This window comes from Streptomyces sp. NPDC012466 (assembly GCF_042955215.1).
Taxonomy (GTDB): domain Bacteria; phylum Actinomycetota; class Actinomycetes; order Streptomycetales; family Streptomycetaceae; genus Streptomyces.
Genome location: NZ_JBIBEQ010000007.1, coordinates 298,921 through 312,059, shown reverse-complemented (window position 1 = coordinate 312,059; position 13,139 = coordinate 298,921). Strand labels below are relative to the sequence as shown.

Sequence of the window (13,139 nt, the reverse complement as noted above, 5' to 3'; positions counted from 1 at the left end):
CTTCGTCGGAAACGACAAGACAACGATCGCCACCCCGTGAGCTCTGCCATCTACGCGCGTAGGCTTTCACCGGCTACCCTCTTCGGCGTGAACGCATCTCTTCTTCCGGACGACATCCAGGGCGACCCCCACGCCGCCGCCGACGCCGCCGCGGCCCGCCTGCGCGAACTGACGGGCGCCGAGACCCACGACGTCGCCCTCGTGATGGGCTCCGGCTGGGCCCCGGCCGTGGACGCCCTGGGCGCCCCCGAGGCCGAGTTCCAGGTCACCGAGCTCCCCGGTTTCCCGCCGCCGGCGGTGGAGGGCCACGGCGGCAAGATCCGCTCGTACCGGATCGGCGACAAGCGCGCCCTGGTCTTCCTGGGCCGTACGCACTACTACGAGGGCCGCGGGGTGGCAGCGGTCGCCCACGGCGTCCGTACCGCCGTCTCGGCCGGCTGCAAGACGGTCGTCCTCACCAACGGCTGCGGCGGCCTGCGCGAGGGCATGCGCCCCGGCCAGCCGGTCCTCATCAGCGACCACATCAACCTCACGGCCACCTCCCCCATCATCGGCGCGAACTTCGTCGACCTGACCGACCTGTACTCCCCGCGTCTGCGGGCCCTGTGCAAGGAGGTCGACGCCACGCTGGAGGAGGGCGTCTACGCCCAGTTCCCCGGCCCGCACTACGAGACCCCGGCCGAGATCCGCATGGCCCGCGTCATCGGTGCGGACCTGGTGGGCATGTCGACGGTCCTGGAGGCGATCGCCGCGCGTGAGGCGGGCGCCGAGATCCTGGGCATCTCCCTGGTCACGAACCTCGCCGCGGGCATGACGGGCGAGCCCCTGAACCACGAGGAAGTCCTCCAGGCCGGGCGTGACTCCGCGGCGAGGATGGGCTCGCTGCTCGCGCAGGTCCTGGGACGCCTGTAGGCGACCCGGCGTCGCTGCTGGGGCCCGGGTGGGACCGCGGCCGGCGTAGCGGGGTGCGGTCCCAAGCTCTCGGCGTCGCTCGAGCCGGGGATGCCCCCACCGCCCCCAGCGGCACGACTGCCCGCAGCCGAGCGGGGCCACCGCGCCGCCGCACCCGCGTACGCACGGAAGGGGACGTGTCGGAGGGTGTCCGCCCGCAGCGGTTGGCGCGTCGGCGAACGGTCAGTCGGTACGCGACCCCATCGCGCCGTTCCGAGGACGGACACCCCCCGGCGCGGCTCGGCCCACCGCACCCCGGCAGGCGCTACGCGCACTCCCGCGGCCCCGCACAGGCCGCCGCAGGCACCCGGCACCACCCACAATCGAGAGGCTGACACCGACCGTGCACGACGAACTCATCGCTCAGGCCCAGGCGTGGCTCACCGAGGATCCCGACCCGGAGACCCGCTCCGAGCTCGCCCGCCTCATCGACGCCGGAGACCACACGGAACTCGGCGCACGCTTCGGCGGCACCCTCCAGTTCGGCACCGCCGGCCTCCGCGGTGAACTCGGCGCCGGCCCCATGCGCATGAACCGCTCGGTCGTCATCCGCGCCGCCGCAGGCCTCGCCGCGTACCTCAAGAAGCAGGGGCACGACGACGGCCTCGTCGTCATCGGCTACGACGCCCGCCACAAGTCGCACGACTTCGCCCAGGACACCGCCGCCGTCATGACCGGCGCCGGCCTGCGCGCGGCGATCCTCCCCCGCCCGCTCCCCACCCCCGTCCTCGCCTTCGCGATAAGGCACCTCGGCGCGGTCGCCGGTGTGGAGGTCACCGCCAGCCACAACCCGCCCCGCGACAACGGCTACAAGGTCTACCTCGGCGACGGCTCGCAGATCGTCCCCCCGGCGGACATCGACATCGCGGCGGAGATCGCCGCGGTCCCGTCCCTCACCACCGTCCGGCGCCCCACCGAAGGCTGGGACATCCTCGACGACAGCGTCCTCGACGCCTACCTCGCCCGCACGGACGCCGTCCTGTCCGAGGACTCCCCCCGCACCGCCCGCACGGTGTACACGGCGATGCACGGCGTCGGCAAGGACGTCCTCCTGGCCGCCTTCGCCCGCGCCGGGTTCCCGGAACCGGTCCTCGTCACCGAGCAGGCCGAGCCCGACCCGGAGTTCCCGACCGTCGCGTTCCCCAACCCGGAGGAGCCCGGCGCGATGGACCTGGCCTTCGCGACGGCACGCGCCGGCGAGACCGCCCCGGACCTGATCATCGCCAACGACCCGGACGCGGACCGCTGTGCCGTCGCCGTTCAGGACGGCACCGACTGGCGCATGCTGCGCGGCGACGAGGTCGGCGCCCTGCTCGCCGCCCATCTGGTCCGTCGCGGAGCGACCGGCACGTTCGCGGAGTCGATCGTCTCGTCGTCCCTCCTCGGCCGGATCGCCGAGAAGGCGGGCCTCCCCCACGTCGAGACCCTCACCGGCTTCAAGTGGATCGCCCGCGCCGAGGGCCTGCGCTTCGGCTACGAGGAGGCCCTCGGCTACTGCGTGGACCCCGACGGCGTGCGCGACAAGGACGGCATCACGGCCGCGCTGCTGATCACGGAACTGGCCTCGCAGCTCAAGGAGGAGGGCCGCACGCTCCTCGACCTGCTGGACGACCTGGCGGTGGAGCACGGCCTGCACGCGACGGACCAGCTCTCGGCCCGCGTGGAGGATCTCTCCCTCATCGCCGCCGCGATGCGCCGCCTGCGCGAACAGCCCCCGACGGAACTGGCCGGCCTGCCGGTCACCCGTACCGACGACCTCACCCGGGGCACGGCCGAACTCCCGCCCACGGACGGTCTGCGCTACACCCTCGACGGCGCCCGGGTGATCGTCCGCCCAAGCGGCACGGAGCCGAAGCTGAAGTGCTACCTGGAGGTCGTGATCCCGGTCGGGTCCCACGAGGATCTCCCCGCGGCCCGCGCGAAGGCGACGGCGCTGCTGGAGTCGATCAAGCGCGACCTGTCGGCGGCAGCGGGCATCTGAGGCCGAGGCCCCGCACCACCGCCCCCGCCGACGACTCAGGAACTCTTCCGGGCGGCTTCCCGCCGCTGCCGCTTGCCGAGAGGCGCCTGGGAGAGGTCCTCGGCGGCGGACCTGAGGTTCTTGTAGCCGTACCCGCGCTGCTCCAGCCACGCACGCGCCGACTCCTCGGCCCGCTCGGCGGCCTCCAGGATGTCCTCCTCGGCCTCCCCGTAGTCCAGGAACCGGAAGGTGAAGGCGGGCCGCACGGCCACGTCGTACGTGAGGGTCCCCTCGGGGGTGAAGGCGGCGCGCAGCACGTCGTGCTCCGCCGCCCGCTCCAGCAGCTCGGTTCGCTGCTGGGCGCTCAGCCCGTCGAAGACGCCCCGGACGGTGACACGAAAGGTACGGCTGCTCATCCCCCGAACCTAGGCGCGCGGCCCCTCGATCAGCCACCGGATTTCCGGCACGCCCCGAGAGGCCGAAGCCCGCAGGCACAGACCGGGAGGCCGGAATCCCGCGGCACGGAACCGAAGGCCGGGGCCCCGCAGCACCTAACCGAAGACCGGGGCCCCGCAGCACGGAACCGAAGACCGGGGCCCTGCGGCACGGAACCGAAGACCGGGGCCCGAGGCACAGAACCGCAGGCCGGGGCCCGAGGCACAGAACCGCAGGCCGGGGCCCGAGGCACAGAACCGCAGGCCGGGGCCCGAGGCACAGAACCGCAATCCGGGGCCTCACCGCACAGACAAAAGGCCGGGACCCCACCACCCCGTCGAGAAGCCGGACCTCACGACACGGAACGGGAGGCCCGCACCACGACGCAGGCGGAGAGACCGGAGCCCCGCACCCCCGGACCGGGAGGCCGGAACCCCCGGCCCCGGGCGTCGCGCCGCGGCCCCGTCAGCCCACCGCCACCAGGATCAGCACCAGCACAGCCCCCGCGACCGCCGGCGCCAGCACCTCGTAGGCCCACCGCACGGTCACCTCACCCCGCGCCGACTCCGCCTCGTGCCGCGCCTCGCGCAGCGCCCGCAGCTCGTCCATGATCCGGTCGGTCTCCGCCCGGACGGGCCCGTCCGACATCGGCTCCCGGCTCAGGCCCTGTCCCAGCCCCGCGGTCATTCCGAGCGCGCTGCCGCGGCTCTCGTCCCGCCCCATCTCCCGCCGCGCCTGCGCCGTCGCCCGCATCTCGCGCCGCGCGGCCTTCTTGCGCGCACGCAGCGAGACCGGCACGGCCCACAGCTGGTACTTCGCACCGGAGTCGGTGAGGACCTCGTTCGAGTACGAAGAGCGCAGCGAGGCGACCTGTCCCCAGGGCAGGACGACGACGCGGAAGGGGTTGCGGATCCGCAGCCGGTCGTCGCCCGCGTACACGGCGGGCCGCAGGGTGAAGGCGACGACCAGCGGCACGACGAGAAGCAGCACGGCGAGCGCCAGCCACGGGGTGCGCCCCTCCCCGGAGAGCACCGCGTCGATACCGAGCCACCCGGCGATGGCGAGCAGCAGCACACCACCGGCGATGGCCGGGACCGACCGGTAGACCCGGTCCTGGGACTCGGGCTCCGGAGGCTGCGGCGCGGGCGACTGGGACTCGGGGCTCGTCATGTCTCGATTCTGCCGGACCGGTCCCGCGGGTCCGTCATCCGCCCGGGACAAACCGGAGGGCTGTACAGCCGCTACGCGCGTAGATATGCTCGTCTGGTGACCATGCCCAGTTCTGCACTCACCGCAGCTCACCCCCTCAAGGACGTCGCCGCGTCCGACAGCGCGCTGCGCCGCTTCCTCCACGGGCTCCCCGGCGTCGACGCGGTCGGGCTCGAAGGCCGTGCGGCCTCCCTCGGCACGCGTTCGATCAAGACGACCGCGAAGGCGTTCGCCATCGACCTCGCCATCTCGATGGTCGACCTGACGACGCTGGAAGGCGCGGACACCCCGGGCAAGGTCCGGGCGCTCGGCGCGAAGGCGGTCAAGCCCGACCCGACGGACCGTACGACGCCCGCCACCGCGGCGGTGTGCGTCTACCCCGACATGGTGGCCGTGGCCAAGGAGGCCGTCGCCGGCTCCGGCGTGAAGGTCGCCTCGGTGGCCACGGCGTTCCCGGCCGGCCGCGCCGCCCTCGACGTCAAGCTGGCCGACGTGCGCGACGCCGTCGCCGCCGGCGCGGACGAGATCGACATGGTCATCGACCGCGGGGCGTTCCTCTCGGGTCGATACTTGAAGGTGTACGAGGAGATCACCGCCGTGAAGGAGGCCTGCGGGACCTCCGCGCGCCTGAAGGTCATCTTCGAGACGGGCGAGCTCTCGACGTACGACAACATCCGCCGCGCGAGCTGGCTCGGGATGCTGGCGGGCGCGGACTTCATCAAGACGTCCACCGGCAAGGTCGCCGTCAACGCGACACCGGCGAACACCCTGCTCATGCTGGAGGCGGTGCGTGACTTCCGTGCGCAGACCGGCATCCAGGTCGGCGTGAAGCCGGCCGGCGGCATCCGGACCTCCAAGGACGCCATCAAGTTCCTCGTGCTGGTCAACGAGACCGCGGGCGAGGACTGGCTGGACAACCACTGGTTCCGCTTCGGCGCCTCCTCGCTGCTGAACGACCTGCTGATGCAGCGCCAGAAGCTGGCCACCGGCCGCTACTCCGGTCCCGACTACGTGACGGTGGACTGATCACCATGGCACCCGTATTCGAATACGCCCCGGCCCCCGAGTCGCGCGCGATCGCCGACATCGCGCCCTCGTACGGCCTGTTCATCGACGGCGAGTTCGTCGAAGCGGCGGACGGCAAGGTCTTCAAGACCGTCTCCCCGTCCACCGAGGAGGTCCTCTCCGAGATCGCCCAGGCCGGTTCCGAGGACGTCGACCGTGCGGTGAAGGCCGCGCGCAGGGCCTTCGAGAAGTGGTCGGCGCTGCCCGGCTCGGAGCGCGCCAAGTACCTGTTCCGCATCGCGCGCATCATCCAGGAGCGCAGCCGTGAGCTGGCCGTCCTGGAGACCCTGGACAACGGCAAGCCGATCAAGGAGACGCGCGACGCCGACCTGCCCCTGGTCGCCGCGCACTTCTTCTACTACGCGGGCTGGGCCGACAAGCTCGACCACGCCGGCTTCGGCGCGAACCCCAGGCCGCTCGGCGTCGCGGGCCAGGTCATCCCCTGGAACTTCCCCCTCCTCATGCTGGCGTGGAAGATCGCCCCGGCCCTGGCGACCGGCAACACGGTCGTGCTGAAGCCGGCCGAGACGACCCCCCTCTCGGCGCTGTTCTTCGCGGACATCTGCCGCCAGGCGGGCCTGCCCAAGGGCGTCGTCAACATCCTCCCCGGCTACGGCGACGCGGGTGCCGCGCTGATCGCGCACCCGGACGTGAACAAGGTCGCCTTCACCGGCTCCACGGCCGTCGGCAAGGAGATCGCCCGCACGGTCGCCGGGACGCGCAAGAAGGTCACGCTCGAACTGGGCGGCAAGGGCGCCAACATCGTCTTCGACGACGCCCCGATCGACCAGGCCGTCGAGGGCATCGTCAACGGCATCTTCTTCAACCAGGGCCAGGTCTGCTGCGCCGGCAGCCGCCTGCTGGTGCAGGAGTCGATCCAGGAGGAGCTCCTGGAGTCCCTGAAGCGCCGCCTGTCCACGCTGCGCCTCGGCGACCCGCTGGACAAGAACACCGACATCGGCGCGATCAACTCCGAGGAGCAGCTGACGCGCATCACCTCGCTCGTCGAGCTGGGTGAGGCGGAGGGCGCCGAGCGCTGGTCACCGGCGTGCGAACTGCCGGAGAGCGGCTACTGGTTCGCCCCGACGCTGTTCACGAACGTCACCCAGGCGCACCGCATCGCCCGGGACGAGATCTTCGGCCCGGTGCTGTCGGTGCTGACCTTCCGCACTCCGGACGAGGCGGTCGCCAAGGCCAACAACACGCCGTACGGCCTGTCCGCCGGCATCTGGACGGAGAAGGGCTCGCGCATCCTGGCGGTCGCCAACAAGCTCCGCGCGGGTGTCGTCTGGTCCAACACGTTCAACAAGTTCGACCCGACGTCGCCGTTCGGCGGCTACAAGGAGTCGGGCTTCGGCCGCGAGGGCGGCCGCCACGGCCTGGAGGCGTACCTCGATGTCTGACACGCGACTGAGTGTCCTCAAGACCTACAAGCTGTACGTCGGCGGGAAGTTCCCGCGTTCCGAGAGCGGCCGGGTGTACGAGGTGACGGACTCGAAGGGCAAGTGGCTGGCGAACGCGCCCCTGTCCTCCCGCAAGGACGCCCGTGACGCGGTCGTCGCGGCGCGCAAGGCGTTCGGCGGCTGGTCCGGGGCGACGGCCTACAACCGCGGCCAGGTCCTCTACCGCGTCGCCGAGATGCTGGAGGGCCGCCGCGACCAGTTCACCCGTGAGGTGGCCGACGCGGAGGGGCTGTCGAAGTCCAAGGCGGCGGCGGTCGTGGACGCCACGATCGACCGCTGGGTCTGGTACGCGGGCTGGACCGACAAGATCGCCCAGGTGGTCGGCGGCGGCAACCCGGTCGCGGGCCCGTTCTTCAACCTGTCCTCCCCGGAGCCGACGGGCGTGGTCGCGGTCCTCGCGCCGCAGGAGTCGTCCTTCCTGGGCCTGGTGTCGGTGCTGGCCCCGGTGATCGCGACGGGCAACACGGCGGTCGTGGTGGCGAGCGAGAAGGCCCCGCTGCCCGCCCTCTCCCTGGCCGAGGTGCTGGCCACCTCGGACGTCCCCGGCGGCGTGGTCAACGTCCTGTCGGGCCGCACGGCGGAGATCGCCACCCCGCTCGCCGCCCACCAGGACGTCAACGCGATCGACCTCGCGGGCGCCGACGAGGTCCTGGCGAAGGAGCTGGAGATCGCGGCGGCCGACAACCTCAAGCGCGTTCTCCGTCCACAGCCTGTGGATTACGCGGAGACCCCCGGCATCGACCGTCTGACGGCGTTCCTGGAGACCAAAACGGTCTGGCACCCCACGGGGTCACTGGGCGCGTCGGGTTCCTCGTACTAGCCCGCCCCCCTCGATACGGAAGCCCCGGTCCTCCTCCGTCCAGGAGGCCCGGGGCTTCTTTGCGTTTCGCTCCGCCTCAGATCCCGAGCCGCTGCCCGATGCCGTCGAGCACGCAGTCGAGGCCGAACGCGAACTCCCAGGCCCGGTCGTCCTTGCGCGTGGCGCCGAGGGCGTACCGCTCGAAGACCGGGTAGCGGCCCGTGCTCATCAGGTAGCGCATCTGCGGGGCGAGCGCCTCGCGGGTCTCGTCGCCGCTGGTCCAGCCGTGGCGTTCCTGGTAGTCGCGCAGGGCGATCTCGGTCTGGGCCGAGCCGTGCACGAAGGAGGTGACGGCCCGGAAGGCGGCCATGACCGAGTCGGCGTCCAGGCCGCAGACGGCGAGCGCGGCCAGCTGCCGTTCCGCCACGGCCATCCGGGACGGTGTGAGCATGATGACCGGGGTGGGCATGACCGCCATCCACGGGTGGGCGAGCATCAGCTCCCGGGTCTGCAGGGCGTAGGAGCGCAGCACCTCCCGCCAGTCCGTCGTGCCCTCCGGGACGGTCAGGTCCCGGGAGACCCGGTCGATCATGAGCGCCCAGAGGTCGTCCTTGCCGTCGACGTGCCGGTAGGCGGCCATGGGGGCGACGCCCAGCTTGGTGGCGAGACGGCGCATGGTGACGGCGGCGCCGCCCTCCTCGTCGGCGATCTCGACCGCTGCGGCGGCGATCCGCTCCAGGGTCAGTGAGGCGCGCGGGAGAGGAGCGGGCCGCTCCATGCGCTCCCAGAGAGAGGGCCCCTCGGTCCCACTCTCCTTGCCCTCCTTCTTCGCCACCGTCATGGCCCGCTCCTCCCGGTCGACGTCGCGTACAGCGTATCTCCGGTAGACGCCGTACACATCGATGTGTACGTTGTACGCATCTAGATACGCCGTACACATCCAGGGGGACCCATGCCCTGCATCACCGCACCGCTCCGTGTCGCCGTCCTCGTCGGCTCGACCCGGGAGGGGCGCTTCGCACCCGTGGTGACGAGGTGGCTGACCGGCCATCTCGACCAGCGCGACGACCTGGAGGCCGATGTCGTCGACCTCGCCGAGACACCGCTGCCGACGGTGTTCCCGGCGTTCGGCCGGCAGCCGCCGCCCAGCACCCAGGAGCAACTGGCCCTCGTCTCACCCCGTCTCGCGGCGGCCGACGCCTTCGTCCTCGTCACGCCCGAGTACAACCACAGCTTCCCCGCGTCCCTGAAGAACGCGATCGACTGGCACGGCGAGGAGTGGCACGGCAAGCCGGTCGGCTTCATCTCGTACGGCGGCCTGTCCGGCGGACTGCGCGCGGTGGAACAGCTGCGGGTCGTCATGGCCGAGGTGAACGCCACGACCATCCGCAACACCGTCAGCTTCCACGACGCGTGGAGCCGCTTCGACGAGGGCGGCGCCTGCAAGGACCCCGCCGCCGACACGGCCGCGAAGGCCCTGCTCGACCAGCTCGCCTGGTGGGGGCACGCCCTGCGGGACGCCAAGTCCGTCCGCCGCTACGTCGCCTGACCACCGACCTCGGAAACAGGGGGAATCATGGACGCGCGCATCGCGGGGCCGGCCACGGAAGAGGCCGCCCGGCCCGCCGCCCCGCCCTCCCGGCTCGTCATCCTCGGACTGCTGCTCGGCATCGTGCTCGCCACACTCGACGGAACCGTCGTCGGCACCGCGCTGCCCACCATCGTCGGCGACCTCGGCGGCCTCGACCACCTCTCCTGGGTGCTCACCGCCTACCTGCTGACCACGGCCGTCTCCACCCCGGTCTGGGGCAAACTCGGCGACCTGTACGGCCACAAGGGCAGCTACCTCACCTCCATCTCCGTGTTCCTGGCCGGATCGGTGCTGTGCGGACTCGCCCAGGACATGGGGCAGTTGATCGCCTTCCGGGCCCTCCAGGGGATCGGCGCGGGCGGCCTGTTCGTCGGGGCGCTCTCGCTCATCGGCACCCTGCTCACCCCGGCCGAGGCCGGACGCGCCCAGTCGCTGATCGGGGTACTGCTGCCCGCGGCGATGATCGGCGGCCCCCTGGCCGGCGGCTTCCTCACGGACCACCTGGACTGGCGCTGGGTCTTCTACGTCAACGTCCCGGTCGGCGTCGTCGCGCTCGCCCTCGTCGGATGGGGGGTCCGGCTGCGCGCGGCACGCGTGAAGGCGCCGATCGACCTGGCCGGGGCCGGGCTGCTCACCGGCGCGATCCTCGCCCTGACACTGCTGGCGAGCTGGGCCGGGACGACGTACGCCTGGGCGTCACCACAGATCATCGGGCTCGCCCTGGTGTGCGGGGTGGCACTGGCCGCCTTCGTGCGGGTCGAGCGGCGCGCAGCGGAACCGGTGATCCCGCCCCGGCTGTTCCGGGACCGGAACTTCACGGTGGCGCAGGTCCTCAGCTTCGTCACGGGCGCGGCCATGCTGGCGGCGGCGAGCTATCTGCCGCAGTACCTGCAGTTCGTGCGGGACATGTCGTCCACCGGGAGCGGCCTGCTGCTGCTCCCGCTGATGCTGGGCATGATGGGCGCCCAGCTCTTCATCGGCCGGCGGATCGCCGACGGTGGACGCTACCGCGGCTACCCCATCGCGGGCGGCGCACTGGCCGCGGCGGGGGCCCTGTCCCTGCTGACACTGGGCACGGCCACGACGGTGCCCGTCACCTCCGGCCTGACCCTGGTGCTGGGCGTGGGCATCGGCTGTCTGATGCAGCCGGCGATGCTCATCACGATGAACAGCGCCGAGCCCCGCGACATGGGCGCGGCCAGCGGCACCCAGACGCTGCTGCGCACCATCGGCGGCTCCCTCGGCGTCGCCGTCCTCGGATCCGTCTACACCAGCCGTCTCACGGCGGGCGTGACGGACCGGCTCGGTGCCGAGGGCGGGCGGCTGACCGAAGGGGAGCTGACACCCGCGCTGTTGCGGGACCTCCCGGAGCCGGTCCGGCACGCGTTCCGGACGGGCGTGGTGGACGGCCTGCACGGGGTCGCGCTCGGCACGGCCGTGCTGTGCGCCGTGGCGTTCGCGGTGTCGTGGCTGGTCCGGGAGGTCCCGCTGCGGGGCCGCTGAGCTACTGCGAGAGCAGCCCGGCCGCCTGCCCCACCACCGGGATGCTCCCGATCGACTGCGCCTGCGCCACCGGCCCGGTCAGCGCCTGGGAGGTCATCGGCTTGAAGTCGGCGAGGTCGGTGCCGATGCCGTTGTCGAGCGGGTCGACTCCGGTGCCGGCGAGCGGATTGGGCTTGAGACCGGCCACCGGGCCGGTGACGTAGCCGAGGGTGCCGGTCGCGGCCTGGAGACCGGACTCGGGGTCGATCGTGCCGAGGGAGGTGGGCCGGGTGTTGACCACGCCCAGGATCGACTCGGTGTCCGCCGCGGCCGTCGCCGTGCCCGCTCCCAGCGCCACACCCGCGGTCGCGAGAACGGCCAGGGCACGCCGGGCGGCCGGCTTCTTGGAAGAGTCGTGTCGGGCCATGAGTGCCACCTTCTGATGCACTGGGTGATCGGATCGGGACCGAGGGTAGTTGAGGTGTGATGCGCGCATCAAAGCCGACCCGCAGGGCGTACGGCCCCCGGTGGATGCCTCACACTGGTGTCCCGTGAGTTCTCCACTGCCCATACCGACGCGAGTCGTGCTGCTCTGCGGCCCTTCCGGCTCCGGCAAGTCCCTCCTCGCGGCCCGCTCCGGCCTTCCGGTGCTGCGGCTCGACGACTTCTACAAGGAGGGCGACGACCCGACGCTGCCCCTGGTGGCGGAGAGCTCCGACATCGACTGGGACCACCCGGACTCGTGGGACGCGGACACCGCCGTCGCCGCGATCCTGCGGCTGTGCCGCACGGGCCGTACGGAAATCCCCCTCTACGACATCTCGCTCAGCGCCCGCACCGGCGAGGAGACCGTCGACATCGGACGGACCCCGCTGTTCATCGCGGAGGGCATCTTCGCCGCGGAGATCGTCACGCGCTGCCGCGAACTCGGCGTCCTCGCCGACGCGCTGTGCCTGAGCCGCGGCCCGGTGAAGACCTTCCGCCGCCGCTTCCTGCGGGATCTGAGGGAGGGCCGCAAGTCGGTGCCGTTCCTGCTGCGCCGCGGCTGGCGCCTGATGCGGCAGGAACGCACGATCGTCGCCCGCCAGACGGCACTGGGCGCGTACGCCTGCGACCGGGACGAGGCGCTGGGCCGGCTGGCGGCAGCGGCGGCCGGCCGGTGCGCGAGCCTCGACACGGTGGCCTAGGCCGGGCACAGGAAAAAGCGGGACTGGACGGACCCCCCGGCCCTCCAGTCCCGCTTCCGTGCTCCCCCGTTTCCTCCCCCGAGTCCCCCACTCTCCTGTGGAGACGCCCCCCAGCGCCTCTACAGTTCCCCCGTGGGCCCCCTTGTTTCCCCCGTGGGCCCCCTTTGTGGTGCTCCCCCCCGTACCTTCAGGCGACGAGCTCGCCGAAGGCGTCCTCCTCGTCACGGCCGAAGCTGAGGACCTCGTCCTCGCGCAGCCGGCGGAGCGACCGCCAGATGCTGGACTTCACCGTGCCGACACTGATGTCGAGGATGTCCGCGATCTCCGGGTCCGTGCGGCCCTCGTAGTAGCGCAGGACCAGCATGGTGCGCTGGAGTTCGGGCAGCCGGGCCAGCGCCTGCCACAGGACCGCGCGCAGCTCGGTGCCGCGCATCGCGTCCGTGTCGCCGGGCGTCTCCGGCAGTTCCTCGGTCGGGTATTCGTTGAGCTTGCGGCGCCGCCAGGCGCTGATGTGCAGGTTGGTCATGGTGCGGCGGAGATATCCGCCGACCGCCGCCTTGTCACTGATCCGGTCCCACGCCCGGTACGTCGAGAACAGCGCGCTCTGCAGCAGGTCCTCGGCCTCGAAGCGGTCACCGGTGAGGTGGTAGGCGGTTGCGTACAGGGAGGCGCGGCGCTCCTGGACGTAGGCGGTGAACTCCGCCTCCGTCAGCGAACGGCGCTCCCCCGAGCCCTCCCCGTACGCTGCTCCCCCGATGGTGCCCGTGGCGGCTGCCGCCGCGGACCCCTTGTTGATCTCCCCCGTGGGTGCGTCAACCACCGTCATGAACGCGGTGTGCTGACGCCCGGTGCCGCGAGCGCACCCCCGCCCGCTCACGGCACCGGACTTCTCGGAACCCCGGTGTACGTCGTGCAGACGCGTGACAACTGCGCTGGTGCTGATGCCGTGCAGCGTGTTCATCTCGCGCCCCCCGTCGTGGACTTCCGGTGTGCGGCC

General features: G+C 72.0%; 13 protein-coding genes. 8 read left to right on the top strand and 5 right to left on the bottom strand.

Annotation, left to right across the window (positions count from 1 at the left end; all coding sequences use genetic code 11):
• The first annotated feature begins 87 nt into the window (after positions 1–87).
• Together ACFY9E_RS26305 and ACFY9E_RS26300 are read left to right on the top strand one after the other, a co-directional pair.
• Complete coding sequence (locus ACFY9E_RS26305) at positions 88–912, top strand: purine-nucleoside phosphorylase (RefSeq protein WP_390988027.1); 825 nt, start codon at positions 88–90, stop codon at positions 910–912.
• Between the two features lie 382 nt (positions 913–1,294).
• Positions 1,295–2,932, top strand: a complete 1,638-nt coding sequence (locus ACFY9E_RS26300; protein ID WP_390988025.1) for a phospho-sugar mutase — start codon at positions 1,295–1,297, stop codon at positions 2,930–2,932.
• A gap of 35 nt (positions 2,933–2,967) precedes the next feature.
• Here the strand turns inward: ACFY9E_RS26300 and ACFY9E_RS26295 are convergent, their stop codons facing one another.
• Complete coding sequence (locus ACFY9E_RS26295; protein WP_390988023.1) at positions 2,968–3,327, bottom strand: DUF6204 family protein; 360 nt, start codon at positions 3,325–3,327, stop codon at positions 2,968–2,970.
• Between the two features lie 484 nt (positions 3,328–3,811).
• Complete coding sequence (locus ACFY9E_RS26290) at positions 3,812–4,516, bottom strand: PH domain-containing protein (RefSeq protein WP_390988021.1); 705 nt, start codon at positions 4,514–4,516, stop codon at positions 3,812–3,814.
• 102 nt (positions 4,517–4,618) lie between these two features.
• On the opposite strand from ACFY9E_RS26290, the gene deoC reads away from it, so the two are divergent.
• Genes deoC through ACFY9E_RS26275 form a run of 3 tightly spaced genes read left to right on the top strand, consistent with a single transcriptional unit; the run spans position 4,619 to position 7,903 of the window.
• Entirely contained in the window at positions 4,619–5,581 is a 963-nt protein-coding gene (gene deoC / locus ACFY9E_RS26285) for a deoxyribose-phosphate aldolase (RefSeq protein WP_390988019.1), read from the top strand.
• Positions 5,582–5,586: 5 nt separating this feature from the next.
• Positions 5,587–7,023, top strand: a complete 1,437-nt coding sequence (locus tag ACFY9E_RS26280; RefSeq protein ID WP_390988017.1) for an aldehyde dehydrogenase family protein — start codon at positions 5,587–5,589, stop codon at positions 7,021–7,023.
• Positions 7,016–7,903: an aldehyde dehydrogenase family protein gene (locus tag ACFY9E_RS26275; protein ID WP_390988015.1), complete on the top strand. Its 888-nt coding sequence runs from the start codon at positions 7,016–7,018 to the stop codon at positions 7,901–7,903. The genes ACFY9E_RS26280 and ACFY9E_RS26275 overlap by 8 nt, the downstream gene beginning before the upstream one ends.
• 76 nt (positions 7,904–7,979) lie before the next feature.
• On the opposite strand, the gene ACFY9E_RS26270 is transcribed toward ACFY9E_RS26275, so the two are convergent.
• Positions 7,980–8,723, bottom strand: coding sequence for a TetR/AcrR family transcriptional regulator C-terminal domain-containing protein (locus ACFY9E_RS26270; RefSeq protein WP_390988013.1), 744 nt, complete (start codon positions 8,721–8,723; stop codon positions 7,980–7,982).
• 111 nt (positions 8,724–8,834) lie between these two features.
• On the opposite strand from ACFY9E_RS26270, the gene ACFY9E_RS26265 reads away from it, so the two are divergent.
• Positions 8,835–9,431, top strand: a complete 597-nt coding sequence (locus tag ACFY9E_RS26265) for an NAD(P)H-dependent oxidoreductase (protein ID WP_390988012.1) — start codon at positions 8,835–8,837, stop codon at positions 9,429–9,431.
• A gap of 27 nt (positions 9,432–9,458) precedes the next feature.
• Positions 9,459–10,976 (top strand): DHA2 family efflux MFS transporter permease subunit, encoded by a 1,518-nt coding sequence (locus ACFY9E_RS26260; protein ID WP_390988010.1) that lies wholly within the window; start codon positions 9,459–9,461, stop codon positions 10,974–10,976.
• A gap of 1 nt (position 10,977) precedes the next feature.
• On the opposite strand, the gene ACFY9E_RS26255 is transcribed toward ACFY9E_RS26260, so the two are convergent.
• Positions 10,978–11,382, bottom strand: a complete 405-nt coding sequence (locus ACFY9E_RS26255) for a hypothetical protein (RefSeq protein WP_390988008.1) — start codon at positions 11,380–11,382, stop codon at positions 10,978–10,980.
• A gap of 124 nt (positions 11,383–11,506) precedes the next feature.
• Here ACFY9E_RS26255 and ACFY9E_RS26250 point away from each other — a divergent pair, with 124 nt between their 5' ends.
• Positions 11,507–12,142, top strand: a complete 636-nt coding sequence (locus ACFY9E_RS26250; protein WP_390988006.1) for a uridine kinase — start codon at positions 11,507–11,509, stop codon at positions 12,140–12,142.
• Positions 12,143–12,329: 187 nt separating this feature from the next.
• Here the strand turns inward: ACFY9E_RS26250 and ACFY9E_RS26245 are convergent, their stop codons facing one another.
• Positions 12,330–13,103, bottom strand: coding sequence for a SigE family RNA polymerase sigma factor (locus tag ACFY9E_RS26245; protein WP_390988004.1), 774 nt, complete (start codon positions 13,101–13,103; stop codon positions 12,330–12,332).
• Positions 13,104–13,139: the final 36 nt, after the last annotated feature.

Coding starts and splice junctions, on each gene's coding strand:
- deoC (WP_390988019.1), top strand. CDS start 4,619: ATGCCCAGTTCTGCACTCACCGCAGCTCACCCCCTCAAGGACGTCGCC.
- ACFY9E_RS26265 (WP_390988012.1), top strand. CDS start 8,835: ATGCCCTGCATCACCGCACCGCTCCGTGTCGCCGTCCTCGTCGGCTCG.
- ACFY9E_RS26275 (WP_390988015.1), top strand. CDS start 7,016: ATGTCTGACACGCGACTGAGTGTCCTCAAGACCTACAAGCTGTACGTC.
- ACFY9E_RS26270 (WP_390988013.1), bottom strand. CDS start 8,723: ATGACGGTGGCGAAGAAGGAGGGCAAGGAGAGTGGGACCGAGGGGCCC.
- ACFY9E_RS26255 (WP_390988008.1), bottom strand. CDS start 11,382: ATGGCCCGACACGACTCTTCCAAGAAGCCGGCCGCCCGGCGTGCCCTG.
- ACFY9E_RS26280 (WP_390988017.1), top strand. CDS start 5,587: ATGGCACCCGTATTCGAATACGCCCCGGCCCCCGAGTCGCGCGCGATC.
- ACFY9E_RS26245 (WP_390988004.1), bottom strand. CDS start 13,103: ATGAACACGCTGCACGGCATCAGCACCAGCGCAGTTGTCACGCGTCTG.
- ACFY9E_RS26295 (WP_390988023.1), bottom strand. CDS start 3,327: ATGAGCAGCCGTACCTTTCGTGTCACCGTCCGGGGCGTCTTCGACGGG.
- ACFY9E_RS26290 (WP_390988021.1), bottom strand. CDS start 4,516: ATGACGAGCCCCGAGTCCCAGTCGCCCGCGCCGCAGCCTCCGGAGCCC.
- ACFY9E_RS26260 (WP_390988010.1), top strand. CDS start 9,459: ATGGACGCGCGCATCGCGGGGCCGGCCACGGAAGAGGCCGCCCGGCCC.